Source organism: Thermococcus sp., from assembly GCF_026988555.1.
Classification (GTDB): domain Archaea; phylum Methanobacteriota_B; class Thermococci; order Thermococcales; family Thermococcaceae; genus Thermococcus.
This window is the reverse complement of record NZ_JALSLB010000007.1, coordinates 1-25,766: the sequence shown is the minus strand read 5'-3', so window position 1 is coordinate 25,766 and position 25,766 is coordinate 1. Positions and strand designations below refer to the sequence as shown.

Genomic DNA, 25,766 nt, shown 5'->3' with positions numbered 1-25,766 from the left:
GCTTTTTTTTGCTTGTGGATGGTTTCACTTCATTTATAAATGAATTTCAGTTGTTTATAAATCGGTTGCAGTAAAACTTATGGATTGTTTCAGCGAAGAATTAAACGCAAGAACCTGGATGGAGGTGAAGAAGATGGAACCAGAAAAAAAGGAGGAGATAGTAGAGGAAGTCGAGATTCTATGTTGGAAATGTCTGTTGAACTGGCAGCAGCAGGATGTTACTGCTTGAGGTGATATCATGGCTTTTAGCTTCTTATCTTTTTCTAGATGTACATTTGAGGTTACTGGGAGATGCAACCTCTACTGTAAACACTGTGCCAACGCAGAATGGAACTCTCCAGAAAGAATAAAGTCCGAGCTGAGACTTGAAGAAATAAAACGTTTAATCTCTGAAATGGATGCACTTGGGATGCAAGATATAACAATCTCTGGAGGTGAACCATTTGTCAGGAAAGATTTGTTTGAAATACTGGAATTACTGGAAGATTCTAACATTGCCGTGAGAACTATTATAACAAATGGAACACTCCTCAATGAGGTAATCCTTGAGAATCTAAAGAATTACCATGTAAAGGGAATTACATTGAGTCTAGATGGCATATCAGAAAAGTCACACGAACTACTCCGCGGTAGGGGAACGCTTAAAAAAACGCTTCACGCGTTATCCCTACTTGATGAATACGGATTCAAAATTGGAATAAGCACTGTGTTACTGAGGCAGAGTCTAAGTGAACTAATTGATATGTACAGATTTCTTTCTAATTACAAGAATGTCAATGAATGGTCCATAAACATCCCAGTAAGAACTGGACGGTTTATACAATATTACCCCAAATTCGAACCAGATTTTGAGGAGTGTCTAACAGTAATAAAAAAGCTTATTAAGATGCATCTGAGTGAGAGAAAGATAAATAATCTGTTTATATCTGAGTTCTACGATGATAGACTACTAAGAGTAAGAAAGATAAAAGGATTACACCCTGGGGATAGTCCCTGTTTATCTCACCTGCCATACTCGTTATATATAAAGCCTGATGGAGATGTCCATTCATGCCAACCTCTTTCAGTATTCCCAGAATACTCGAAGCTCGGCAACGTTAGGACTTCTAAGCTACAAGAGATGATAAAAAGAGCCATGAGCACTAAATTGCCTTATACTGTCAAGGTGAGAGACTTAAAGGAATGTGTCTCCTGTAGGTATTTGCCGATTTGTGGGGGAGGATGCCGAGCAAATGCCATCAGATACCTCACGGATCCCTACGGAAGAGATCCAACTAGCTGTGAGAACGTTAAAACATTCTTTGAACACATATTACCCATACTGCCCCAAAAAACTAAAGGGGTGTTTTTAGATGCCCTCCGGGAGTGAAGAACAATTAATGATATACTACAATGAAGAAACGAACGAATGCAGGCTATTTGACAAAGAAACAGGTAGAATTTACAGTGTACCCATTGAGATAATTGAAAATAGACAAAGTATCGACCTTCAGAAATTGTATAAAATTAATGGATTTATAGAAATATTCAGGAATAACATTAAACAAAAAACTGTTCCTATCAGGAAATACAGAAGTCCTCAGTTGAGAATGCTATATTTAGAGATCACAGGAAGATGTAATCTTCGATGTAAGCATTGTTATGCTTCAAACCTTAACACTCCTAAAAAGATATCCCAAGAACTAACTTTAGACAAATATTTACAAATATTAAATAATGCTGTCACAGAGTGTGGGACACACTATATACAACTGTCTGGAGGAGAGATATTAACTGTGCCTGAAAAAACAATATCCGTAATAACTCACGCAAGAAAGCTCGGACTTTATGTGCCGACTGTGTTCAGCAACGGGACATTAATTACTTATGATACAGCATCAAAACTCAAAAAAATTGGGATTGGATCCATAACAATAAGCTTAGACGGGCACAATAAAAAGACCCACGAAGCTCTAAGAGGTAAGGGAACCTTTGATAGAACACTGAATTCGATAAAGATACTCTCAGAAGTTGGCATAAGAGTTAGAATAAATACTGTCATAACACCCTATAATCTGAAAGAGCTTAGTGGTATGTATAAGTGGATTACGAAAAATGATAACATCATCGGATGGACAATTGGTCCCCTAAGATCTGCAGGTAGATATAAAGAGTGGAGGGATGAACTGTACGTTCCATGGGAGCATGCGCTGAATGTTCTCAAACCCCTGGTAAAGAGATATATCCAAGATGCGATAATTAATGGCAAATCAAACATTGCAATAGAAGTTAGCAACTTCTTTAGACCTTCAATGCTCAGGAATATTTCTCCATATAACTTAGATGACCATCCATGTGGTTATGCATTTAACCAATGTGCAGTAAGACCAAATGGAGATGTGTATTTTTGCCCAACATTGGCAGGTTTAGAATGTCAAGAAGCAAAATTTGGAAATATACGTGAGGAGGCCCTGCCCAACATTTGGTATAAGAGCAAAACAAAAACTCCGATAATGAAAAGAAAAGTTAGGGATATCCCAGAGTGCAGGACATGTAAATACGTCAAGATATGTGGAGGTGGCTGTCTGGCAAATGCGTTTGAGCTTCATGGAACAGTATTCTCAAAGGATGACTATTCATGTTTATCAATGAAAAAGCTGGAAGAACTGGCGGAAGAATTTGAAGAATTGTTTAGACCCATGACATCACTGATAAAGAATTCATGGGGAGGATATACATGAAGTCAGTAATTATAGTTAGAAATGTAAGTGTAATATATCCCAATGGAACAAAGGCATTGAAGAACGTTTCTCTTGAAGTAGCTTCAAAAGACAATATCTTTTGTTTGATGGGCCCAAATGGTGCCGGAAAAACAACCTTAGTTAAAGTGCTCTCTACCCAACTGAGACCTGCTAAGGGATATGTAGAAGTTTTAGGATACGACCTCTATGAGTTCCCAGAAAAAATCAGAAAGGAAATAGCTATTTTACCACAAGAAGGCAGGCCATTAAGTGAAGCCACTCCTTGGGAGTTTGTGTACTGGCTCTTGATAGCGAGAGGATGGAGCTTTAAAGAGGCAAAGCAAAGGACAATTACGGTTCTCAAGGAGTTTGATCTGTGGAAGTACAAGGATAAACCCTGTATGATTCTTTCCGGGGGAACAAAACGTAGGGTTCTAATATCAGCAGCAGTAGCCGCTGAAGCATCTTTAACGTTTCTAGATGAACCTACCCTTGGATTGGATCCATATTCTCGAAGAAATACTTGGAAACTACTGCTACAGCTCAAAAATGAATCGTTCTTCTTCATCACGACGAACCTTGGTCTAGAAGCTGAGATGCTAGCTAGTACTGTGGGAATTCTGCAGGAAGGAACTCTCACGGCACTTGGACAAACAAATACTCTAAAAGAAAACCTGCCCTATAAGTACAAGCTAATTCTTGATTTAAACTCTCCCAGTTATGAAAGAATTGCGTCCCGAGAAAATACCCTGATCATGGAGATGGGGGATAAAATGATCATATATGCTAAAAATCGTGATATATTGGAAAATATAGTTGAGGAAATCAGTTTAAACAGTTCCGAAATTAGCATATCGGTATCACCAACAGACTTGGAAGATTATTTTGTACTCAGCGGCAGGATTAACACCGGAGGGGGAAACTATGAAAAATAAGTTTAAGGCCGTAATCTCGGTTGCATATTTAAATCTGACATCATTATTCCGTTCTCCGCTATGGATATTTGCCCAACTATTGACGCCCATAGGAATTACCTTAATTCTATATTTCCTGGGGGGTGAAAAAGCTCTTTTGTATGGGCTTATTGGAGCTATAGTGGCCACAGTAGTCCATACCAGCCTCAGCGTTGCACGTTTAGTTGTCATACTAAAACTCATCGGGTTTCAAGATATCTTTGTAGCCTCTCCAGTCACTCCTTTAGAGTATATGCTCGGCTTATCACTTTCAAGATTCATTGGCGCTCTTCCTGCAACGTTCATATTTATTGCATTAATGTTCTATAAGCTTCCGCTGACTTTCCAGTCCTTTGCCTTAGTCATGCTTCTAATACTGCTTACTTGGATACAATTCAGCTTAATAGCATTCTCTGTCTCATTGTATATAAAGAACTTAGTGCATGTTGATGCTGTAACGATGATACTTTCAACTGCATTAATTCTGCTTCCTCCAGTGTATTATCCCTTAGCCAAATTACCTCCTCTTTTCCAAAAGATAGCCCTGTTAATACCTACCACTTACACAGCAGAAATCCTAAGAAATGCACTTCTAAATGGTTCTGACTATTTAACGTACCTCGTGGGTATTTTGATTTACTGTGGTATTTCAATAGCTTTGATCTCAAAAAAACTGAGCTGGGGTGTATGAAGTGACAGCAAGCAAAAATATCGAAGCTTATTTGTCCAGATTTGAATCTTCGTTGGAATCCAACTCCAAATCAACAATATTAAAAAGTGTGAAAGACCTGAAAAATATTTTGAGGGATGCCAAAAACGAAAAGGATATCACAAAAAAGAGAATTGCGGAGAAAGTTTCTCGTTTTCTGTTCAATCTAATAGCTGAGGAGCCAACACAAATCAGTATGATTTCTGAGGAGTATTTGGGATTGGTAGAGCTGTGTCTGGAGCTAGACCCTGAGAACATTCTCGCAGGGTTTGCAAAACTAGCATATCTCTCAGCAGTTGACCCAGAAAAAGCCAAAAAATGGGCATTTTCCATAAAGGAACTAATTTATACATTAGAAAACACTCCACAAAAAGTATTATACTTGGAAGTTTTAGCAACCAGATTAGTTAGTTTGGGCTTATTAACAGATGCAGTTGCTCTCTGCAAAGACGCCATTGATATATGCTTTCAATTAAATAATGAGAAAGAAAAACTCAGAGCGATATCTAAATATATAGAAACATTAGCAGATGCTCAAATCTATATGGATTGTGATGAATTCATAAAAATTGCCGAAAAATTAGCACAAAAATATAAGGGATACCTAGGCATGAGATTTTATAGGACATATTCTTATTACATGCTTAGAGTGAAGCAAGACCTTAATACAGCTTGGAAATTCTTGGGAAAAGCCGAAGCACTTTGTAAAAATGCTACCCAACTTGAAGAGATTGAATTTGCATATGTCCTCTATACGAAGTCTCTGATATATATGAGAAAAGGACTCTTTGATGAGTCGATTACGACATTAAAAATGGCTTTAGGGATATTAGAGAAGAACGAATGGAGGCACAGACCAGTAGTCTCAAACATTACTTTGGGCGTTATTTCAATGCTTACAGGAGATTATGACACAGCTGAACACTATTTTAACAGATATATTGATTCTAAAGGTATATACATAACACCACTGGACAACCTGATTTACTATGTATACAGTAGCATACTGTCAATATTAAAGCAGGATTATGAGGCGTTTAATAAAAATATTGTCCTTCTGAAAAAATATCACATAATACTCAGAAATCAGATGAAACAAATGAACCTCCACATCCATAATAAAGTCTGTCTGCTTTTCGAAATTTCAGAATACATCTTCAACAAAGAGACATTAACAGAGCTTTGTAAGAGTATTCACCCCAAACTCTCAAGCATGCTTCATAAAAAAACCAAAATTGGTGAAAGAACTGACGCAGTGTATGACATGCTGAAATATGTTGAAAGCAAGCTATTGTATCCTCTGAGCAATGGAAATTATAGTGAGTTTATCAAAAACATCAAAACCTGCAAAAAAGAATTCCTGTTCAAGCTCGAAGAGACTAAAGAATCTGAACAAATTAAGAAGAATATCCTAAAACACATTCTTAGTATATTGAATGAGATGTCAAAAAATCCTCACGAGCCCTCAAACATCCTTTCCCTACTCGGAATCATTATAACTATAGTGTAACGGGCTTATATGGTTCTCTTCATTTTTCTACTTTCCGTGGTGTTTGATCTCAATAAATTATTGTGTTATTGATGATAATTTAAAGTCTTTGGAGTTTTATGTCCAAAATTGTTGATATTAACAATATCTCAAAATTATTCCGACAGGATTTTATCACTAAGAATGTGAAGTTAGATTCAGAGAAAGTTATGCTGACAAATGAAACCTTTGTTAGGGCTTTCGAGGCCTACTACATACTCGAAACTCAGGGTAATCAAAGCGCCGAGAGGTTCATAGAGAACCAGGAGAGCATCGGTTTCTACCTTGTGGGGAGGATATATCAAGCATATCTCACAGATTACCTTCCAAACAGGGGCAAATACCCTACCTTCGAGAGCTTCATGCCAGAACTCGCAAGACTCATTGATATCTGGTATAGAGAGGGCTTCTGGAGGAACGTTTCATTGGAGCCGACTATAAGAATGGCCTTTGTGGCGTTTAAAACGAAGGGTGTTAAGGTGTATTCCCCAAACCTCTCGGAGAGCTCCTACGTTAAAAGCTACGTTAATATGCTTGAGAAGGGCGGATTTGAGGTGACGTTCACGGAGGGGCCTGGAAGTGGCAATCTGATTGTCATTGCACCGCTAAGCTCTCCCGTTGTTAGTAGGCTCAACAGATACGTGGAGATTAGAGGTAACTCTGTCGTTCTCAACGGGGTTAAACATTCCAATGGGGTTTTCATCGTCGAAGCTCTGAATAACCCTGCGGGCGAAGGGTACGTCCTGTTAATAGCAGGATCACCTGACGTGTTCAAAAGGAAGCCCTCCAGAGGTGGGAATGAAAACCTGCTGAACTATCATTATTTCGTCTACATAACGAGTCTTAAAAGAGTCGTCGCCTTCGGATAATCTTCTGTTTAACATTTTTCTGTCAAAATAAACCTTAAAAACTTTAAATTTTTACATATTTCTGATAATAGGAGAGGTGATTCTCATGTTCCCTCACGAGGAGAAAATCATTAGGGAAAAGCTTGGAAGGGAGCCGAACGAAGTTGAATGGGCCATGCTTGAGGTGATGTGGAGCGAGCATGCCTCCTATAAATCGAGCAGGCCCTGGTTAAAGCTTTTACCAACAAAAAACGAGCACGTAATCTTGGGCCCTGGCGAAGATGCTGGGATAGTGAAATTCGACGACAAAACATGGATAGTCGTTGGAATCGAGAGCCACAACCATCCTTCCGCTGTGGAACCCTACGGCGGTGCCGCCACAGGCGTCGGCGGAATAGTGAGGGACATACTGTGCATGGGTGCGAGGCCGATAGCGCTCCTCGACCTGATACGCTTCGGGCCACTGGAGAAGGAGAGAAACAGATACCTCTTCGAGTACGTCGTCAAGAGCATAGCCGACTACGGCAACAGGATAGGGGTTCCGACCGTTGGGGGCGAAACGGAGTTCGATGAGAGCTTGGATAACTACACGCTCGTTAACGTTGCCTGCGTCGGAATAATGAGGCCGGAACACCTCGTCCACAGCTACGTAACTGAAGCCGGTCTGAAGCTCGTCCTAGTCGGCAACAGAACCGGAAGGGACGGGATTCATGGAGTTACATTCGCGAGCGAAGAGCTGGGCGAGAAGGCGGAGGAGGAAGATCGCTCGGCGGTTCAGATTCCCGACTCCTTCACCGAGAAATTACTCATTGAAGCTACTCTTGGGGCCGTTTACACCGGCAGGGTAAGGGCCCTAAAGGATCTGGGCGGTGGCGGTTTAACATGTGCGGCATCGGAAATCGCAGGCAAGAGGAGATTTGGAGCCATAATCCACGTCGATAAGGTTCCACTACGCGAACCGGGGATGACTCCAACGGAAATCATGATTTCGGAGAGCCAGGAGCGGATGCTCTTCGCGGTTAAGCCCGAGGACGTTAGTGCCTTAGGAGGGATATTCGAAAAATACGGCCTCGAATGGGCAGTCGTCGGCGAAGTCATCGAGGAGCCGAGGTTCATCGTCTACTGGAAGGGTGAGAAGGTCGCCGACCTTCCGGTTGAACTCCTGGCGCACGTTCCCACGATAGAGTGGAAGATGAGGCCCTACAGCGCCGAGAGATCGGTTGAAACTCCCGATGTTTCATTCAGCGAGGCCTTCGACCTCGTCTGGGGCAGTCCGAACATCGTAAGCAAGCGCTGGGTCTGGGAAAGCTACGACCATGAGGTTCAGGGGAGGACCGTCCTCAAACCTGGAAGGGATTCCGCGGTGCTCAAGCTCAACGACGAGTACGGTTTGGCTTTCGTTGCCGATGGTAACCCGAACCACAGCTATCTTAACCCCTACCATGGCGCTATGGGGGCCGTTGCTGAAGTCGTTAGAAACCTCGTGAGTGTCGGGGCTGAGCCCCTCGCTTTGGTGGACAACCTCAACTTCGCCTCGCCCGAGAGGCCCGAGGTCTACTGGAGCTTCGCTGAGACGATTAATGGGCTGGCTGAGGGTGCCAAGGCCTTTGGTTTGGCGTACGTCAGCGGGAACGTCAGCTTCTACAACGAGGTTGCAGGAAGGCCGATAAAGCCTACTCCTGTGGTTGCAGGCCTCGGGAAGGCCAAGCTTGAGGAAATCCCGGAGATGGGGCTGGGCGATGGACTGTTCATAGGCATCGTTGGGATAACGAAGGCCGAACTCGGTGGTTCGGAGCTGTTCTCAAGGCTCGGCGTCGAAGGTGGCTTTGCCCCGCGCGTGAACCTTGTAGATGAAAGGGCCAGCGCCGAGGGGATTCTGAGGGCTATACGGAAAGGCCTCGTCAGAGCGGTTCATGACGTTAGCAGGGGTGGACTAGTGGTAGCTTTATCGGAAATGGCCGTGGCAGGGAGAGCAGGCTTCATGGTTGACCTCTCAAAGGTTCTCGCTGAAATCTCTAACCCGGTGGAAATAGCTTTCAGCGAAAGCCACGGGCGCTACATAGTTGCCTTCTGGGAGGAGACCCTTGACGAGCTTAAAGCACTCTTCAAACACTTCACGGTCATCGGAAAGGCGGGAGGAAAAGACGCGGTCTTCCTCTGGAACGGGAAGGAGCTTCTCAGGAAGCCCGTGTCGGAGCTTGAAGCGGTTCACAAATCCCTACCAAGGCTTTTAGGTGGAGAGGGATGAGGGTTTCAACGTATGCCTCCCACTCTGCCCTTCAGATTTTGAAGGGCGCCAAGGACGAGGGTTTTGAGACGGTTGCCTTTGGAAAGGCCAGGGTTAAGCCCCTCTACACGAGGTACTTTCCTGTGGCGGACTACTTCATTGAGGGAAGCTATCCTGAGGAAAAGCTCCTTGAACTGGATGCCGTCGTTATTCCCACCGGTTCCTTCGTGGCCCACCTTGGCATTGAGCTTGTCGAGAAGATGCGCGTCCCCTACTACGGCAACAAAGAGATCCTGAAGTGGGAGAGCGACCGCTCACTGGAGAGGAGGTGGCTTGAGAAGGCGAAGCTTCGCCTCCCGAGGGTTTACGAGGATCCAGACGACATAGACGGGCCGGTCATAGTCAAGCCCCACGGGGCGAAGGGTGGGAGGGGCTACTTTTTGGCTAAGGGTCCCGGGGACTTCTGGAAGAAAGCCGAGAGGCTCGGCATTAATGACAAGGAGGACCTGGCAGGGATTCAGATTCAGGAGTACGTCCTCGGCGTTCCGGTTTACCCCCACTACTTCTACTCAAAGCTCAACCGCGAGCTGGAGCTGATGAGCATAGACCGGCGTTACGAGAGCAATGTAGATGCAATAGGAAGGATTCCAGCCAAAGAACAGCTTTCCCTTGAACCCAACACCAACTACACGGTGATAGGCAACATCCCGCTCGTCCTGAGGGAGAGCCTGCTGATGGACGTCCTCGAAGCAGGAGAGCGGGTTGTGGAAGCGGCGGAGGAGCTCATGGGCGGTCTCTGGGGGCCGTTTTGCCTTGAGGGGGTCTTCACCGAGGAGCTTGAGTTCGTCGTCTTCGAGATTTCTGCCAGGATAGTCGCTGGAACGAACCCCTTCGTCCACGGCTCCCCCTACAGCTGGCTCCGCTACGATAAGCCCGTCAGCACGGGAAGGAGAATCGCCATGGAGCTGAGGCAGGCCGAGGACGAGGAAAGGCTCGACGAGATTTTGACGTGAACCTGTTTAATTCCCGCCCGGGTAGGTTTATAAATTAGCACTCGCATGTAGGCAAAAAGGTGGTGTCCATGTGGGAGGGGTTCATTAAAGAGAAGGTCGAGGAGATTAGGGAAACGGTCGGCGATGGTAGGGCGATAATAGCGCTCAGCGGTGGCGTTGACAGCTCAACTGCCGCGATACTCGCCCACAAAGCGATAGGCGATAAGCTCCACGCGGTCTTTGTCAACACCGGCTTCATGAGGAAGGGCGAACCTGAATTTGTTGTCAAAACCTTCAGGGACGAGTTCGGTCTCAACCTGCACTACATAGATGCGGGCGAGCGCTTTTTCAATGCCCTCAAGGGCGTCACAGACCCGGAGGAGAAGAGGAAGATAATCGGCAGGGTCTTCATCGAGGTGTTTGAAGAAGTAGCGAAGGAAATCAACGCGGACTTCCTCATTCAGGGAACGATAGCCCCGGACTGGATCGAGAGCAAGGGCAAGATAAAGAGCCACCACAACGTCGGTGGTTTGCCCGAGAGGCTCAACCTCAAGCTCATCGAGCCCCTCAGAGACCTCTACAAGGACGAAGTCAGGGGGCTGGCAAAAGAACTTGGCCTGCCGGAGAAGATATACAACAGAATGCCCTTCCCGGGGCCTGGCCTTGCCGTCCGCGTCCTCGGTGAGGTTACGCCGGAGAAGGTCGCCATTGTTAGGGAGGCGAACGCCATAGTTGAGGAAGAGATCGAGAAGGCCGGTTTAAGACCGTGGCAGGCCTTCGCGGTTCTGCTGGGGGTGAAGACCGTCGGCGTTCAGGGCGACATAAGGGCCTACAAGGAAACAATCGCTGTCCGCATCGTTGAGAGCCTCGACGGCATGACAGCCAACGCGATGAACGTCCCCTTCGAGGTTCTCCGGAGGATAGCGTTCCGTATTACAGGCGAGATACCCGAGGTTGGAAGGGTGCTCTACGACATCACCAACAAGCCGCCCGCGACCATAGAGTTCGAGTGAGGTGATTGATATGATCCTGATTATGGACAATGGAGGTCAATACGTTCACAGGATTTGGAGGACGCTCCGCTACATCGGCGTCGAGGCCAAGATAATCCCAAACACGACGCCGCTTGAGGAGATAATGGCCATGAATCCGAAGGGCATAATCTTCTCAGGCGGCCCGGACATCGAGAAGACCGGCAACTGCTCCGCCATCCTGGAGCATTACGATGAGTTCAACGTCCCAATCCTCGGTATCTGCCTCGGCCACCAGCTCATAGCGAGATACTTCGGCGGAAAGGTCGGTAGGGGAGAAAAAGCCGAGTACAGCCTCGTTGAGGTGGAGATATTGGAAGAAAACGGGATTTTCCGCGGGCTTCCGAAGAGGCTCAAGGTCTGGGAGAGCCACATGGATGAGGTGAAAGAGCTTCCGGAGGGCTTCAGGCTTTTGGCTAGGAGCGAGACCTGTCCCGTTGAGGCCATGAAACACGAGAGCCTTCCTATCTACGGCGTGCAGTTTCATCCTGAGGTCTTCCACACGGAGAGGGGTTCAGATGTTTACCGCAACTTCGCGGAGCTCTGCGGGGAACCCTAATGTTCCTCTTTTCTTATCCCTTTCAGAGGTCACCCATTGGGATTACCCAGCTAGATTGCAAAATAAAAAACTTTTTAAAGTCCTTAACTTACTTTTGTAGGTGATACTTTGGGATACACGGTGTACTACAGGTGCCGCATCGAGAGGTGGGTGGAGTTCAAGGCCTTTTTAAGCCGGGTCTGCTGGGGATTGGGGATGGAGTTCCACGATAAAGGAGACTCAGTTTTGATAAAACCAAAATGTTACCCAGTGGAGCCCCTTAGACTGAAGAGAATCGGGGGAGGATTCGTTAAGACGAACCTCGTTGAGCCGTGTCACTCACTATACCTCCTCATCCTTCAATCTGCTGCGTCATTTGGCTCTGTCTCCGTCTGGGAGGACTGACCTCCTAGGTATACTTCAAGGATCCTCACCGGTACCGCACCTTTGATGGCCCGGTTTTCTATCAGGAGCTTAACCACCCTTCCTGGTTTGGCCTCTGGAACGGCATCGACCCAGTAGTAACCGGGCTTGACGTTAGCAGCTAGGTCATCGTGTACGAAGACCCTTGCGGCGTCGCCCTTTACCTCCTCCACGGTTCCATAGGTCCACTCACGTCCGTACCGGGATCTGAAGTAGTGCCTGAACATGAGGATAACCCCGAGTATAACCGCCAGATAGCCCATGTAGTAGTACACCGTCGTTGCCACAATGCGCATCATCGCATACCCTGCAAATGATGCGAATGAGATCCCGAAGATCCAGTAGTAGAACATCCTATACGGTTCCGGTTCAAGGAAAAATTCTCTGTTCCTCACTATTATGTACCTTATGTACAGAAAATACGGTGGGGCCGTGAGGAGGATCCACAGTACATCCAGCCGCAGAAGTAAGAGTATCAGGTTCACGACCAGATAAAAGATGAAAGCAAGTTGGAGCGTCAGGCTCAAAAATTCATGGACCGTCAGATCCCGTTTTATCAGCCTTCTTAAATGTTTGAAGGAGGGAGGCTCTTTTGAGGGCCGTGGGAAGATGAACTGCCGGAGCCATCGGCCGCAGGAATCCACCGACTCCCCTACACTGTATAGAGCGTCTTCAATGGACATTATTTCACCTCTCTATTAGGTCGTTCGACCCGTAGGTACCAAATATTTCCTCTGCCGTCTCTCTATCTATGTAGAAGGGTACTGTTGAAAGGTCCCCTCCAGAGTAGGTGCCGTAGGATATCCCCCAGACCTGGTATCCCTGGATTTTTGGGGCATCTTTGAAGTAGTGGGACAGGAAGTAGTAGTCGGCGCTGCTCTCATCGTCTAGGGTGATGCCCAGGGTGTTAAACAGGTTGAGGAGCTTCTCGTCGTAATTCGCGTTGGGTATCATGAAGCTGACGAGGCCGATGGGGTAGTAACTGCTTCCGTACTTGTAACCGAGGGCATCCTGCATTGAGTGTGCCAGAGCAACATATGCATCATGGTTCTGGTTGCTGCCCTCCAAGCGCTCGAAGAATGACCACCCTCCTGATATTGCGAAGTAGCGGTTGTCTTGAAGGCAGTTGATGAACGGCTGGAGGTCGTAGGCGCGTGCCACTGCACCCGCGGAGGATGGTTTTGTCTGGGGAGTGGACACCCCTATCTCTGCGCCGGAATAGCTGGAGTATGGGTAAGGTGCCGCCACTATCCAGCTGAACTGAGCGTTGTTGCTCTGGGTATTGTCTATGACGGTGAGGACATCAAATTCGGGGGGAGACACTCCTGTTAGGGTGGTCTCCGTTGTGCTTTGGGCCGTTAGGTTGGGGGAGTGTGTAAAGGTTAGCTCCAGCCCGCCTGCCCCCTTAACGACGTCCACCTCATAACGGTTGGGGACGTTCTTGTACCCCGTGCTCTGGGTGCTCCACTTGATCGCCTTCCAGTCCTTGAGGATCACCAGCCAGTCGTTACCGCTCTCCGTCAGGTCCGGGTGCCCGGGGTTGTCGTCCACGAACTGAGCCGATTGCACCACGTTTATGTTTCCAACGTTCTTAACGGTGGTTGAGAGATAGTAGGGGTCGAGGTACTTCCTGACGTAGATGAACTTGTACTGGCTCGGACCCTTGTAGAACTGGCCGAGGCCTATGGCGGTGTTAATTTCTGCATGGTAACCGGAGTAATAACTCACCTCCTTCGTGTTTCCGCTCCACGTACCCGTGAATGGCCCTGTCGTGTTCTGGTAGGTGATGAAATCAGCGTAATGGTAGCCCAACCAGTCATACCAGTCTTCAACTGCTATCTCGACGTGGGTCCAGCTGTTTTTCTTGTATCTCCCACCTGTATCGAGTTTGTCATCGTGTTCGCCTGTCTGAATGTTGAAATCACCAAGATATCCGTAATTACCTATCACGTGCTCCATCCATGCCCAGTTGGTTGAATCTAAGTACCACATCCAGAACGGCTGATTTTTAATGTAGACATCCATGCCAACAACATACCTGTAGTAGGGAAACGTCTTCTTCGTCCAGAGCCAAATATCAGGGGTATAATAATTTTTATCTCCCCTTAACTTCAATATCCCCTCACCCGCAGACAAGTACTTTGAACTTCCTCCAACGTTCCATCCGTGTTCCCTGAGGAGCTGGGCTATGGTTGAACCGCTCATCCCCGGGTTCAGGTAGGAGAAGTCGTCGAAGAACAAAAATACCTCGTTCCCATCCCCCCGCGTCATGGTTCCCGTGTTGTATTTGATGTAGTACGTCCCCGGCAGGTTGCCCTTTATCCATATCAGGGCACCCTTATCATTCCAGTACTCAATCCAGAAGGGGACGGGGTTCTTGAACTGGGGGTCGGAGTACACACCTATCTCGGCCTTGTTTGTGGTGGCATCGTGGAGGATCTCCGATGCAACGGTACTGTTGAGGTAGATAGGTATCTGAACGTCGTTCACCTTCACAGGGTATGAAGCGGTCACCACCAGATAATCCGCGCTGGATGTGGAGTTCCAGTTAATACCAATCCCCGCATCGAAGTCCGAAGCGCCACTACTGGCAGTCATGCTGTACCTCACGAAGAATGAGCTCCAGTTCACGTTGGTCCATAGCGGGGATGATTTCTTGGAGCCGGCAGTCAGGCTGATGTCCTGTGCGTGATAGGGAAATATCCCGATGTTGCCGGAGCTCTCAAGGGAGGGGTCTATGGAGTAATATATTGTGTAGTCTCTTGTTGAGGTGGTGTTCAGCCATATCAGTATCTTGTTGCTTCCCCAGTACTCTATCCAGTAAGGGGCGGGCACGCAGGAGCCCTTCGGGTAGATTGCGATGGACGCTCTGTTTCCATCGTGGGCGGCGCTTCCGAAGGATGATGAGACGCTCGCCGTGTCAAAGACGAGAAGTACAAGGGAGTTCAGAGGGGCGCTGGGGGGCAGGCTCACGTCGACTTTGTGCTCCATCGATGCATCGCACCATGAAACGCCGGTTGAGGTGGCGTTGAAAGCTATCACACCCATATCCCCGTTCTTCAGCACCACTTTATCCGTGGTAACCGGTGAACCGTCGATCGTCAGGTTGGTTATATACCCTTCCGTTGGGCCCCAGATGGTCGTTGCGTTGTACTGAAGGTCGCTCCCGAAGAGACCCGGTACCACCGTGGAATTCCCTGAGCCCGAACCGTTGGCCGCGGTGAACGGGGGTGTGAAAGCAGGGAATGCGTAGTTACACGCCCTCACCGAGCGGTGGTACCTGCCCCCGGTCATGGCTGAGTACATAGGGTCTTCGAGGTCTTGGATGCTTATTATTGAGTAGATGTACCCCCTGCGTGGAATTGGTCCCGTATAGACAACCTTTCCGGAGAGGTCACGTATTGTGACGTTGGGTATCCTTCCCCTGATCACAACGTGAAACGCATCCAGCGGGGACACCTTTAGTTCGATGCTGCTCGCTATTTGGGAGGGGCTTGGTTCGATGGTGTATCCCTGTTTCCTGAGCAGGGTTGCCAAGTTTGATATCCAGCTCTTTAAATCCTGGTTCCTCATTATTCTCTGAACGTCGGGGCTGTTGCCCACGGGACTGTATGTGGTTCCCCTCAGGACTAAGTCCCTTATCGTGTTGTTGGCCATGTAGTTCGGGTCAATGAAGTTCCCGGTCGTGGCCACGTAATCGACGACCGCCACGATGGCCCGTTTCCCCGAGAGCTCCATTGCCTTTTGAAAATCCAGCGCTACGTATGATACCACGTCAAACGTCCTCTCAACCTGCGTTCTCTCGCTCTGGGAGTTTATTATCTGGGATGAAGCGTCCTCGTAGGTGGCTAGGAGCAGGAGTAGCGGTATGAGCAGGAGTATTACAGTGGAGTTCATCAAGAAACCCCTTCTCCTCATCTCTGGTCCCTCCATACCCTGAGGGTTATCTGTATCGGCTGGAAGAGGCCTGGGATGTTGCCCATCGAAGCGAAGTCAATGGTGACCGTTGATGGGAGCTCCACAAGCAATGGCTGGGTCTGGGTCCCGGTCCCTCCGAGGTTGTGGAACAGGCGTATTATAGCATCATCCACCGCGTAGGTGCTTCTGCCGTCCAGCAGGTCTTGGGCAGTCACATCGCAGTACGGTTCGTCCCCGGCGAGTATATGGTGGGGATTCGAGTCACCCTGCCAGTAGTAGGTGATGTTGTACCCCTTACAGCCATCGCGGATGTACTTCGGAAAGACGTTGCCGTATCCGGCGTAGGCCTGGATAATGTAGGTAAGTGCACCGTCCCCGTTTTTGGGTTGCAGCTGGTAACCGTTGCCCAGGGAGATGCGCAGGGTGTTCTCTCCATTTGCTATCGCGTTTGGAAGGCTTTTGTACTGGTAATCAAAGGTGTTAGCCGTGTAACCCACCCTAGCTAGAGCGTATATGAACGGGTTGGGAGGATGTCTATATATATCCGTGGCTTGAATCTTGCTGTTATCGACTGTTATCACCTGTGAAGGCTCCCCATAATTGGTGTAGTAGAGCCATGGGAACTGGAATCTTACCCACAGAGGGATAACTCCTGGAGGAACGTTAAAGTTGATGGTTACGTCCCTGGTCCAGTCGCTGTATGGAAGATTTATCGGTTCGGTTATGTCTATGGTGTACGGTGTCAGAACGAGCCCAACATCGTAATCGGCTTTAACATATGAATCTTTCCCGATTACATGTATGCGGGGGTTGTAGTACGTGTTTTTCCCTCCAGCATCCACGACTATTGTTGTGTATCGGCTTGAGATCTGGGTGTAGTTGTAGCCCGCGTTGTGCAGTGTAGAGGATATGGTTGAATTGCTCCAGTGACAGGTTTTTATGTAATCTGTGCTGTCGTAGGTGCAGCTGGTGGGAGGTATCTGGATCTTCTTATCAAACATGAACGAGAGGGCCACGGGGGTGTTCTCACTGACGTTTCCAACCGCTATCTGGATGTTCAGCGAGTTTAATTTACCCGGGACAAACAGATATTTCCAGAGTTCGATTCCGTAGTTCGCGCTTACATCTTCAAAGTGGAATTCCTTCGGGAATTTTAGGGTTGAGGGGACGGACGTGCGGTACTTTATCTTTATATACTGGGCGCCATCCTCGCCACCGTCGTACCCCCTTTTGTAAACCCTCACCTCAAACACGTTTCTCTCCCCTGGGTGGAAGTTTGCCATTAACTTGTTCTCTACGCTTTGGTAATCGCTGACTTTGAGGTTGTTGTTTACGTTTCCGCTCCATATCTCCTGTCCGTTCAGGTATATATCATACTCCGAGCCAACCCATGCGGGTTCCAGGAACCAGGTTATGTGCTCCACTGAGGCGTCTGGAGGAATGGCATCGGCCGGGACTACATATTTTATAACCACCGCTTGGCTTGAATAATCAGTTTTGGCGTATATGTAACCGCCCCTTACAACGTAAATGTTCTCCTTGCTTCCCAGCTTTGTCAGGTACGCCCTTGCCATATACCCCCTCGGCGTTTGGTTGTAAGCGTAGCCGCTCATCACAAGGGTTGCGGGGGATACCTCAGGTGCTTTGGAATAGTTGGAGCCCAGCCGTCTCAGGTACGGACTGGTGTAGTTGTTTATAAGGAGCTCGTAGTCGTACCCTCTGAGGGTCGTGTTGAGTATGTACCCCAGTATAACCTCGGCGTCGTGCCTGAGCCTTGACGCGTTGTATATCGGGCCCGTTGCCCAGTAGGTTGCCGCTATATCAAGGGGTGACATTGCGGGGGTCACCAAGGTAGTGTTCAGGGTTCCGTTCTTTATCCATCCTGAAATGACATCCGCTGGAACGAGGTTGTCTAGTGGTGTGGTTCTGAGTACGCTTAGGACATTCTCAGCGGTGTACTTATCCTGGGTGCGGGCGTAGGTGGAGTAAACACGGCCGCTGTTCCCCTCAACGGCGATCACACTTGTGAGGAATATCATGACCAGTACAAGGGCCAGCATGGCATCGAGGGTGAATACAAAGCCTCTTCTCCTCATGAGTCATCCCACACCCATAGTTTTAATACCGCCCTCTCGAACCCAGGTCCCATCAGGGCGATTATATGCCCTTCATCTACCATTACCGCTCCTCCGTTAAACGTGTTCCCCTGCACCAATACACTCACGGTCTTTGTCCCCATGTCCGGGTTGAACTCGCTGAATATGGCGCTCCACGGTATCTTGATCGTGGTGATGTTGCCGGAGTAAAACCTGGGGGGCTGGACGTTGTCTGACGTGGCAACCACCGCCTGAAGGTTTGAGTCTGCGGAAGTCTTCTCCACAAGCACGCCCTTTAACAGGTTTCCATCCCTTATGGCCAGGGTCAGGTTGCCGGAAGCCCTGACCGGGACGTTGATCGTTAGATACGCGTAGCTGGGGACGTTGAGCTTTAGCTGACCGGATATCCACTCAACGGGGGTGCTTGATTTCGGAACGGTGAGGTTGTTGCTGTACTTCAAGACCTCCAGCGGCATTCTCCTTTCTATGTGCTCTATCCATGGGGATCTGTCCTGCGAGGCCTTTATAATGCTTGTATCGGTCACTTCACTGCCGTTTATTACAGTAAGGCTGTAATACGGTGTCGAGGAGTTTTCAGGATATACAACGCTGGCCTCCACGTGTATCCTGCTGTCGCTGTACCCCTTTATGATGATCCTCACCTGCCCCTGCCCTGTGATGTGAAGGCCCACATCGTTCCAGGTTACCTGGAAATTCGAGCCTGCGGATATCACGTATACCTCCACGTAAGAGCCCGCGCCTATGGGGTACTCCTCGTTGCTCGCCGTGTCGTGGACCGTTATATCCACGAGCGTGTAGAACGCGAGCAGGTCCCCCGCTGAAAGGTCGTATGGTTTGTTGCTCTTTGGGAGGGTCGCCCCGTTCAACGTTACGTTCTCGGCCGCAAAGGGGTTGTTGCCAGTGGCACCTTCCCCTATCTGGATGTTCTTGTTCTCCCCGCTGCTGAGGTCGATGTATATCTCTTTGGGGAAACTTCCTGATATTGTGAATTGGGTTCTTGTTACGTAGACATCCAGCTTGAAGTCCTTATTCTCCGCGGTTTTCATTAAGCTTTTTATTATTGGGGTTACGTCCGGGGCGTTTTTCAGGGCCTCTATCTTTTTAAGGCTCAGTGCGTACGGGTAATCGTTGCTTCTTAAACCCAGAACCTTAACCGTGGAGGGGATCGCGGTCCAGTTCGCGGGCTCCCCTGGGTTCTTCGTCAGAATGTCGAGCATGTTGTCCGCTATGTTGGCCCGCTCATACCATCCAACCATTGAGGTTATCTCGCCTTTTACGGTGTCGGATGCGTTTGTTATAGCCCCGAGTATAACGATGACCATGACGAGTGACAGCAGGGCGTCCAGCGAGAAAAGTTGTCCCCTCCTCATCTTCTCACCACACTAACGTTTATCTCCAGCTCCTTCCCGTTTAGGTAGAGCTTCCCGTTATCTACATTGACGTTGGTACTGGATACGAGGTCGTTCTTTATGAAGGCGGTTATGTTACCCTGAATGCTTCTCCCTGGTAACTCTGAACCCGTGTAGACTATCCTCACGTTTACAGTTATCCTGTCAGCGCTTTCTATGGAGGAGATGCCTGAGACCTGAAATCCACCGTACGTGTAGTTGTCCGCTTCTATTATCCTGTTAACCGGTGTGTACTCGGAACCGTTCACCACAACGCCGGTGTTGAGATATGCGCACGCGTTTGACGCGGAGTTTCTGACGTAGACAACCGCTGAAGTCATGCGGTTCTCGTTTAAGTAGGGAGGGATTGCGATGAGTATCCCCGTTAGCAGTATCGCCGTTATGAATAGCGCCTCAATGGAGGTCTGGGCCCTACGATGATACCTTGACGTACAGCCTCCCCTCCGTTTCATTGTACTGCGCGGTTATGTAGAATTCCGGGTTCTCAGGGGTCAGCTTCACCGAGGATTCCCCCAGTATGGGAACCGGGCTCTTCTGGACTACCCTGTACGTCTCTCCGCCAATCATGGCGGTCACGTTTATCAGGTTGTCCGCGGGGGAGAGGGTGATGTTGATGTAATCACCGCCCTGAAGTGTGAATGGGGCTCCTTTCCTCAGCGTGAATCCGTTGCCTGCTGCGTAAACCTTAGTCAGGGAATCCCTTACGTCCACTGAGAAGATCTTAAGTTTTGTGGCGGTGTCAAACGTCTCTGCGTGGCTTCTCTCGCTGTTCGCAACGTAGACTAGGTTAACCATTGTGAGGGCTATCAAGGTAACCGCAAACAGGAAATCTAGGCTGATCTGTCCCCTCTTCATCTCACCCACCGGGGTTGATGTTTATCATTATCTCGCCGGCGGTTCCGTTAAAGAGCCAGCTCTCGGGTTTATCCGGGTTCCACTCCACGACGACCTTGAGCTCCCCCGGGAGCCCCTGAGTCGGGATTACCAGGCCATACACGGTTTTGGAGGTTCCGTTTATGGTGATCGTTGCGGTGGTTCCCGAATTGGATGTCCATACGGATGAGTTAACGAGCGTGTTGCTGTTGTAAAGTGCCCTGCTCCAGAAAGCGTTCTTGTTTCCTCCCGTAAGCTCAACGTTAGTTGTTCCACTCCCATTTATCACCATAACGTACGTTCCGTTCCCTTGGGCGTCTAGGGTTCCATACGTTACAAAAATCTGGGGGTTAGAAACTTTGAGGGCTTTTTGCAGGTACGTGGGATCTCTGAGGTATACGAGTCTGACGTACGAGGTGGCCTTTGACCCGGGCCCCTGTGAGTAGACTTGGGTTATCGTATTTGAGACTACGTTCGCGAGGTTCTTCTCTTCCAGACTTATCTGCACCTGTAGAGTCTCGGCTGACGTTGCACCGTTTTTGAACGTGACGTTGTTCACGGAGTACGTGAGCAGGATCAGTATGACGGCAAACACGAACATGAACTCCAGGGATATCTGACCGCGCCTCACGGGCTTCAACATCTTTCTCACCTGAAAGGATTATATATAATGGTGTATTTAACCATTGCCCCTGCCGTTTCTGGCTTCGATTACCGCGTAAATACCCGCTCCGCTTTTCCTTGTTGAAACTCCGAAGTAATCTCTGCTGAAGAGCTTAAATCTGTACGATTCTGGGTTGAGCTCGTGCTTTTCTATGATCGCTTTTAGCTCATCGATGAAGAACTGCGTCAGTTCGTAGTAGATTACGTCGAGTTTGTCCTTGGAGTATTCCCTCACGAAAACCGCCAGAGGTAGGAGTGCAATGCCCGGAATAATGTATGCTTCACCCGTAATTACTGAAGCTAGGGCTGTGGTCCCGATTATCGTTGCCAAAACCGCGTACGCCACCCCTGTGATTCTCTTTATGCGCTTTGCTTCGTGTACCTTATCCTCCCAGATGTCCAGGAGGGAGGGGTTGTAGAAGTCAAAGGCGGTGTGCCGTTTCCCCCTGGCTATTCTCTGTCGTATTAGATCGTCCCAGTCATCCCTGTAGTATATAACCTCTCCGTGGACTTTCGCCCTTTCAGCGTCCAAAGAAGAGATTATCCGGATTATATCCTCCGCACTCTCGTGTGCAATGTGGGAGTAGACCTCCTTTTCATCCAGATCTAATGCGGCCTCCACGGAGTCCTTTACAGGTTCAGCCATCCTTCGACCCCCTCAGCTTTTTTGTGGCCCTTTCAACATCGGGAAAGGGCCCGTCGTATATCTCCTCCATGCCATCCTCTGTGGGGTAGACGTCATCGAAATCAGGAAGCCCACTCAGGAGTTTTTTCTGCTCTACCTCAGCCTCCTCCCTGGCCTTTATGAAAGACTGTGCGTATTGCTTGGCCGTTACAACGATATCCTCTATGCTCTTGCTATCGTAGATGCCGCTGAGTAACGTAACAATCTCTATCTCCCTTTCCCTTGGGTCCGGATAGAACCCCCTGAATATCTGCTTCCCTTTTATTCTCTTGGTGAGGTAGTCAAGTGCCTCAAATATCTCGGAGGCTTTCATGGCCTCGGGGGGCCCGTGTATGGCCACCAAACCGTAAAGGGCGGATTCTATGTTGGCGTCCAAGTAAAGCCCCTCGTTCTCGAAGGACTTAAGTATCAGCCTTGACAGGTTCTTTATCTTCCCCGCGTCTGCTTTGGCGTACCCGACGGTCGCGAAGCTCCCGAAGGCCTTGAGGACGAACTTCAGGTCGCTCGCGTCGAGGGTCTGCTCGCCGGGCACGTCCACGAGGGCTAGGAGGGAGGCTATCCTCTCTACGATAGTGTAGTTTATTTTCTCGTATGCCCCGCTTATGTCCTCGTTCCCCTCTTTGAGTTTGTTGTTGTCGATCGCTATTATAGAGTCGGCCATCTTCGAGAGCTTGTTTATGGTTATTGCCGCGTTGATCGTGGGCCTTATTCCCTCCTCTCTGAGGGGCAGGGCACCGACGGCAACTACAAGGGAGTCGGGGTACTCATCCTTTAGGGCCTCCGCCAGGAGGGGGGTGCCCCCGGCCCCGGTTCCCCCGCCGAAGCCAAAGGTCAGAAAGAATATGTCGACGTCCTCGTACCCTATGAGGGAGCCTATCTTGCGCATCACCGTTGGTAGGTCCCGCTTCATGGCTTCCCTACCGAGAAGGGGATTAGCGTTGACCCCCTTTCCCCCGGTGACTCCTTCACCAACCAGTATTCTTCTCTCCGGGGGGATATGTTTCAGGTAATCCAGGTCACCCCTCGACGTGTTGATCGCGACGGCGTCAAAATTGACGAGGGAGAAGAGGTCGGCTATCTTGGTCCCACACTGGCCGACCCCGATGATTAGAGCCTTCACAGAGTATCACCCCACGACAATTACTCTGACGTAGCTTCCCTCCCTCAGCAGTACCATGGCGTTACCGCGGAGGTACCGGATGAAGCCGGTGCTGAATATCTCTTTTACTATATCGTAGTTTATCGGGTCGCTCAACACGAAGAGAACGACGCCATTGGCGGTCTTTCCCGGTATCAGCACCACGGCGTCTTTTCTGGGTACGGTAACGTTGCCGACGGTGATGCTGTCATCTGAGACGTGGAACCTCACGTAGGGGTTGTACCGTCTGACGTTGAATTCATCAAAGCCGCCGATGGCGATGTAGTTCTCCTCACCGATCTGAGTGTAGTTGGGGATCTCGAATCTGTCCCCAAACAGCGCGACCAGGTTCTCCTCGATCTCATCGACGTCAACTTTCTCCATACTTGGAGCTATAACGTCGATGATGGCGCTGTTCAGCGTGCTCTCCACGTTGTTGAGGTTAACCGGTGGAACGTACTGGAACCTGGACAGGTACATGATCGTGAACGCGGTTTCTATCGTTTTGTTGTCTATTGAACCGCTGTCGCGGGCGTTCATAACGAGATTAAGGGTTTCGTTGGTGTAATTGTACCCGTACCTTGCCAGCAGATCCGTGGCCCTCACCGTGAGCTCGACGCTTGGTATCCCGGGGTACGTCATGTTCTTCGCCCACACGTAGTACTCCTTCCAGTAGGCCCACCCCCCATCCGTTCTCTGGTTGATGAGCCACTGGATGTGGGGCTTGAGCTCCTTGGGGGTCGATATCGGATCAAGGGCCTCCAGAACTGTTATCGTGGTGAGGACATCGGGTTTAAGCATGTACGAGAATTGGGGGGTCTGGACATGGATTCCCCATCCCCCGTTACTTATGTTGAGGAGCCAGCGCTTGGCGGTTTGTATGGTCGTGTCATTGGGACTCACTCCCAGGTCGAGGAGTGCCTTCAGCGCCAGCGCGGTCTGATACGGCTGGGGACCAATCACGGTGTTCCCCCAGAGCCCGCTGTCAAGTTGAGCCTCCTTTATTGCCTTTATGGCCTGGGCTTTTTCAGTCTCGTTCAGCATGCCGTGTTCCAGAAGGGTCTCAAGTGCAAAGAAGTAGCCGACCGGCATTCCGGAACCGGGGGTAAGGGAAGCCTCATCCACCTTGAACTTCGTCTCCGTCCAGTTCAGGGCCCTTTCCACGATGGATGCCGGAGGGATACACTCGTTGATAGCCTTCAGTGCGTAGTAAGTGGCCTTTTCATTTGACGGTGAGTTAAGGTACAGTCCCCAGCCGCCGTCATAGTTCTGTAGCCCCCTCAGGGCTCTGCACGGGAGTTCGTACGGGTTCGCTACCGTCTCCTCTTTGGGGGTGACGTATGCCGCTGAGAGAGCCAGGGTGGCAAAGGCGGTGCTGGCTATTATGTCGGTGGAACCGAATAGGCTGGGCTTGTTGGCCCAGTAAACTCCATCGTTTGCTTTCTTCGCCATGTTCTCGAGGTTCAGGAGAATTTTTGCCGTGTTAAAGTCCATCGGGGCGTAGAGCACGAGGGCGTAGGCCAACATGGCCTTTTCCTTTACCGTCAGGTTATCTCCCTGCAGAAGGAGGTTCCTAACGTTTTCAATTGCCTTATCATCAACTGGATAACCGAGGCTGTGATAAGCTATTAACTTGAGGGCCAGCGCCTCGTACTCGGGGATCTCACAGGTTAGGTTTCCCAGGCTCTTCAGGGCGTTGCGGACAACTCGGCTGTTGTACGAGTAGCCACTCTTACCAAGGGCCCACAGGGAGACCACGGTGGGATAGTAATAGGTTGGTGTCCCTGGAACGTAGCCCCATCCGTCCTTGTTCTTGGAGGATATCAGATATGACGTTGCCCTCCGAACGGCCTCCAGAATCGACTCGCTGTCTAGGGGATTAACGTATGGATAAGCCATCCTAAGTGCGATCACCGCGTAGGCGGTATCGAGGGCGTTGCTTGTCTCTCTAGGGTACAGCCCCCATCCCCCATCAGGGTTCTGGGTTTTTATCAGATTCTCCGCGAGTTCGTTTATTTGTTTATCAACAGAAACCACCGTGTCATGCCTGGCGGAGCTTAGGGCAATCAGCGCAAGGCTTATTTCCCTCGTTTTCTGGGTGTTCCCTGCGGCGCTCCCCAGGAACTTCACGGATCCGTCTATCGTCCCGGCGCTTACAACTGGAATCACCATAATGAGAGTCAATATTAAAGCCAAAACCTTTCTCATAGTCTTGCACCCCTAATCTGATTCTAAGAGCCTAGAATAAATAAACTTTTTCATAAAACTTATAAAACAAAGGGACAGGCCTCAGTGCTTTATGAATCTGCCACCGATTCCGGTTCCGTGGGGATCAACGTCGTCGCGCATTATGAGCACGACCCTGCTCGGCTCGTATTCATCCTCAATGTGGTAGCCGGGCAGGTGCTTCACCAGCTCCTCGGCGAAGGCCTTAATCTCCTCGTGCCGCGGCATGTTGTTGATGGTGAGCCTGTTGCGCGAATAGCCAACGAACATGTAGGCTTTTGCCTCAATGAACATCGGGTTGGCGAGCTTTATCAGCTTCGCGTAGCCCTCGGGGTTGGCCATGTTCTCGCCCTTGACGAGGGTCAGCCTTACCACCGTCCTAGTCTGGGCGTCGTTCATGAGCCCCAGCGTCTCCTTTATCTTCTCCCATCCGTCCGGAATCATGGGGACGTTCACCCGGTTGTAGGTCTTGATGTCCGGGGCGGTGAGGGATACGTAGAGCTGGCTCGGCAGCTTGTCTTCCTTCTTCATCTCCTCCAGCCTTTCGGGAACGGTTCCGTTGGTGACAATGAAGGTGGTAAATCCGCGCTTGTAGAATTCCTCCACCAGGTCGCCCATGTAGGGGTAGAGCATCGGCTCGCCGGATAGGCTTATGGCTGCGTGCTTGGAGTTCCATGCCTCCTCGAACTTCTTCATGTTTATGCCGGGCATTCCCTTGTAGCCGACGAGGAGTTTTCTCTGGGCTTTTATGCTCTCCTCGACGATGAA

Annotated in this window: 22 protein-coding genes; 11 read left to right on the top strand and 11 right to left on the bottom strand. The window is 49.3% G+C overall.

The genetic code is table 11. The features are described 5' to 3' along the window. Positions 1–238 precede the first annotated feature (238 nt). The 11 genes from MVK60_RS00540 (at position 239) to MVK60_RS00490 (ending at position 11,951) form a co-directional block, all read left to right on the top strand. The gene (locus MVK60_RS00540; RefSeq protein WP_297435361.1) at positions 239–1,369 is read left to right on the top strand and encodes a radical SAM protein; all 1,131 of its coding nucleotides are present in this window, start codon (positions 239–241) and stop codon (positions 1,367–1,369) included. Continuing rightward, positions 1,353–2,720, top strand: a complete 1,368-nt coding sequence (locus tag MVK60_RS00535) for a radical SAM protein (RefSeq protein ID WP_297435359.1) — start codon at positions 1,353–1,355, stop codon at positions 2,718–2,720. The genes MVK60_RS00540 and MVK60_RS00535 overlap by 17 nt, the downstream gene beginning before the upstream one ends. Further along, complete coding sequence (locus MVK60_RS00530) at positions 2,717–3,655, top strand: ABC transporter ATP-binding protein (protein WP_297435357.1); 939 nt, start codon at positions 2,717–2,719, stop codon at positions 3,653–3,655. Before MVK60_RS00535 ends, MVK60_RS00530 begins: the two co-directional genes overlap by 4 nt. Then, complete coding sequence (locus tag MVK60_RS00525; protein WP_297435355.1) at positions 3,645–4,364, top strand: ABC transporter permease; 720 nt, start codon at positions 3,645–3,647, stop codon at positions 4,362–4,364. The genes MVK60_RS00530 and MVK60_RS00525 overlap by 11 nt, the downstream gene beginning before the upstream one ends. A gap of 1 nt (position 4,365) precedes the next feature. Further along, a complete protein-coding gene (locus tag MVK60_RS00520) occupies positions 4,366–5,892 on the top strand; it encodes a hypothetical protein (RefSeq protein ID WP_297435353.1) in 1,527 nt (508 codons plus the stop codon). A 98-nt stretch (positions 5,893–5,990) separates the two neighbouring features. Next, positions 5,991–6,779 carry a DUF4932 domain-containing protein gene (locus MVK60_RS00515; RefSeq protein ID WP_297435351.1) on the top strand — a complete coding sequence of 263 codons (789 nt, stop codon included), beginning with the start codon at positions 5,991–5,993 and terminating at the stop codon, positions 6,777–6,779. A gap of 85 nt (positions 6,780–6,864) precedes the next feature. Further along, positions 6,865–9,006, top strand: a complete 2,142-nt coding sequence (purL, locus tag MVK60_RS00510; RefSeq protein ID WP_297435350.1) for a phosphoribosylformylglycinamidine synthase subunit PurL — start codon at positions 6,865–6,867, stop codon at positions 9,004–9,006. Further along, complete coding sequence (locus tag MVK60_RS00505; RefSeq protein ID WP_297435348.1) at positions 9,003–9,998, top strand: formate--phosphoribosylaminoimidazolecarboxamide ligase; 996 nt, start codon at positions 9,003–9,005, stop codon at positions 9,996–9,998. Before purL ends, MVK60_RS00505 begins: the two co-directional genes overlap by 4 nt. A gap of 68 nt (positions 9,999–10,066) precedes the next feature. Then, positions 10,067–10,990 carry a glutamine-hydrolyzing GMP synthase gene (guaA, locus tag MVK60_RS00500; protein WP_297435367.1) on the top strand — a complete coding sequence of 308 codons (924 nt, stop codon included), beginning with the start codon at positions 10,067–10,069 and terminating at the stop codon, positions 10,988–10,990. Positions 10,991–11,000: 10 nt separating this feature from the next. After that, positions 11,001–11,567, top strand: a complete 567-nt coding sequence (locus MVK60_RS00495) for a GMP synthase subunit A (RefSeq protein ID WP_297435346.1) — start codon at positions 11,001–11,003, stop codon at positions 11,565–11,567. Between the two features lie 108 nt (positions 11,568–11,675). Then, positions 11,676–11,951 (top strand): TonB-dependent receptor, encoded by a 276-nt coding sequence (locus MVK60_RS00490; protein ID WP_297435344.1) that lies wholly within the window; start codon positions 11,676–11,678, stop codon positions 11,949–11,951. On the opposite strand, the gene MVK60_RS00485 is transcribed toward MVK60_RS00490, so the two are convergent. The 11 genes from MVK60_RS00485 to MVK60_RS00435 all read right to left on the bottom strand — a co-directional run. After that, positions 11,906–12,652 carry a DUF2101 family protein gene (locus tag MVK60_RS00485; RefSeq protein WP_297435342.1) on the bottom strand — a complete coding sequence of 249 codons (747 nt, stop codon included), beginning with the start codon at positions 12,650–12,652 and terminating at the stop codon, positions 11,906–11,908. The two genes, MVK60_RS00490 and MVK60_RS00485, sit on opposite strands and share 46 nt — an antisense overlap. Before the next feature lie 4 nt (positions 12,653–12,656). Beyond that, the gene (locus MVK60_RS00480) at positions 12,657–15,866 is read right to left on the bottom strand and encodes a DUF2341 domain-containing protein (RefSeq protein WP_297435340.1); all 3,210 of its coding nucleotides are present in this window, start codon (positions 15,864–15,866) and stop codon (positions 12,657–12,659) included. A 17-nt stretch (positions 15,867–15,883) separates the two neighbouring features. After that, entirely contained in the window at positions 15,884–17,983 is a 2,100-nt protein-coding gene (locus tag MVK60_RS00475; RefSeq protein ID WP_297435337.1) for a hydrolase, read from the bottom strand. Further along, positions 17,980–19,374: a hypothetical protein gene (locus tag MVK60_RS00470; protein ID WP_297435335.1), complete on the bottom strand. Its 1,395-nt coding sequence runs from the start codon at positions 19,372–19,374 to the stop codon at positions 17,980–17,982. The genes MVK60_RS00475 and MVK60_RS00470 overlap by 4 nt, the downstream gene beginning before the upstream one ends. Then, a complete protein-coding gene (locus tag MVK60_RS00465) occupies positions 19,371–19,865 on the bottom strand; it encodes a hypothetical protein (protein ID WP_297435333.1) in 495 nt (164 codons plus the stop codon). The genes MVK60_RS00470 and MVK60_RS00465 overlap by 4 nt, the downstream gene beginning before the upstream one ends. Then, positions 19,825–20,268, bottom strand: a complete 444-nt coding sequence (locus MVK60_RS00460; RefSeq protein ID WP_297435331.1) for a hypothetical protein — start codon at positions 20,266–20,268, stop codon at positions 19,825–19,827. The genes MVK60_RS00465 and MVK60_RS00460 overlap by 41 nt, the downstream gene beginning before the upstream one ends. Before the next feature lies 1 nt (position 20,269). Beyond that, on the bottom strand, positions 20,270–20,929 hold the full coding sequence (locus MVK60_RS00455) for a class III signal peptide-containing protein (RefSeq protein WP_297435365.1): 660 nt from the start codon (positions 20,927–20,929) through the stop codon (positions 20,270–20,272). Positions 20,930–20,965: 36 nt separating this feature from the next. Further along, complete coding sequence (locus tag MVK60_RS00450; protein ID WP_297435329.1) at positions 20,966–21,595, bottom strand: hypothetical protein; 630 nt, start codon at positions 21,593–21,595, stop codon at positions 20,966–20,968. Next, a complete protein-coding gene (locus tag MVK60_RS00445; RefSeq protein ID WP_297435326.1) occupies positions 21,588–22,754 on the bottom strand; it encodes a cell division protein FtsZ in 1,167 nt (388 codons plus the stop codon). The genes MVK60_RS00450 and MVK60_RS00445 overlap by 8 nt, the downstream gene beginning before the upstream one ends. A gap of 6 nt (positions 22,755–22,760) precedes the next feature. After that, positions 22,761–24,944: a prenyltransferase/squalene oxidase repeat-containing protein gene (locus MVK60_RS00440; RefSeq protein WP_297435363.1), complete on the bottom strand. Its 2,184-nt coding sequence runs from the start codon at positions 24,942–24,944 to the stop codon at positions 22,761–22,763. Between the two features lie 117 nt (positions 24,945–25,061). Further along, a partial coding sequence (locus MVK60_RS00435; RefSeq protein WP_297435324.1) for a radical SAM protein occupies positions 25,062–25,766 on the bottom strand: 705 nt, incomplete at its 5' end.

What these genes read in the sequence shown, in the direction of transcription:
- MVK60_RS00540 (WP_297435361.1), top strand. Translation starts at nt 239, where the DNA reads ATGGCTTTTAGCTTCTTATCTTTTTCTAGATGTACATTTGAGGTTACT.
- MVK60_RS00535 (WP_297435359.1), top strand. Translation starts at nt 1,353, where the DNA reads ATGCCCTCCGGGAGTGAAGAACAATTAATGATATACTACAATGAAGAA.
- MVK60_RS00530 (WP_297435357.1), top strand. Translation starts at nt 2,717, where the DNA reads ATGAAGTCAGTAATTATAGTTAGAAATGTAAGTGTAATATATCCCAAT.
- MVK60_RS00525 (WP_297435355.1), top strand. Translation starts at nt 3,645, where the DNA reads ATGAAAAATAAGTTTAAGGCCGTAATCTCGGTTGCATATTTAAATCTG.
- MVK60_RS00515 (WP_297435351.1), top strand. Translation starts at nt 5,991, where the DNA reads ATGTCCAAAATTGTTGATATTAACAATATCTCAAAATTATTCCGACAG.
- purL (WP_297435350.1), top strand. Translation starts at nt 6,865, where the DNA reads ATGTTCCCTCACGAGGAGAAAATCATTAGGGAAAAGCTTGGAAGGGAG.
- MVK60_RS00505 (WP_297435348.1), top strand. Translation starts at nt 9,003, where the DNA reads ATGAGGGTTTCAACGTATGCCTCCCACTCTGCCCTTCAGATTTTGAAG.
- guaA (WP_297435367.1), top strand. Translation starts at nt 10,067, where the DNA reads ATGTGGGAGGGGTTCATTAAAGAGAAGGTCGAGGAGATTAGGGAAACG.
- MVK60_RS00495 (WP_297435346.1), top strand. Translation starts at nt 11,001, where the DNA reads ATGATCCTGATTATGGACAATGGAGGTCAATACGTTCACAGGATTTGG.
- MVK60_RS00485 (WP_297435342.1), bottom strand. Translation starts at nt 12,652, where the DNA reads ATGTCCATTGAAGACGCTCTATACAGTGTAGGGGAGTCGGTGGATTCC.
- MVK60_RS00480 (WP_297435340.1), bottom strand. Translation starts at nt 15,866, where the DNA reads ATGAACTCCACTGTAATACTCCTGCTCATACCGCTACTCCTGCTCCTA.
- MVK60_RS00475 (WP_297435337.1), bottom strand. Translation starts at nt 17,983, where the DNA reads ATGAGGAGAAGAGGCTTTGTATTCACCCTCGATGCCATGCTGGCCCTT.
- MVK60_RS00470 (WP_297435335.1), bottom strand. Translation starts at nt 19,374, where the DNA reads ATGAGGAGGGGACAACTTTTCTCGCTGGACGCCCTGCTGTCACTCGTC.
- MVK60_RS00465 (WP_297435333.1), bottom strand. Translation starts at nt 19,865, where the DNA reads ATGAAACGGAGGGGAGGCTGTACGTCAAGGTATCATCGTAGGGCCCAG.
- MVK60_RS00460 (WP_297435331.1), bottom strand. Translation starts at nt 20,268, where the DNA reads ATGAAGAGGGGACAGATCAGCCTAGATTTCCTGTTTGCGGTTACCTTG.
- MVK60_RS00455 (WP_297435365.1), bottom strand. Translation starts at nt 20,929, where the DNA reads ATGTTGAAGCCCGTGAGGCGCGGTCAGATATCCCTGGAGTTCATGTTC.
- MVK60_RS00450 (WP_297435329.1), bottom strand. Translation starts at nt 21,595, where the DNA reads ATGGCTGAACCTGTAAAGGACTCCGTGGAGGCCGCATTAGATCTGGAT.
- MVK60_RS00440 (WP_297435363.1), bottom strand. Translation starts at nt 24,944, where the DNA reads ATGGTGATTCCAGTTGTAAGCGCCGGGACGATAGACGGATCCGTGAAG.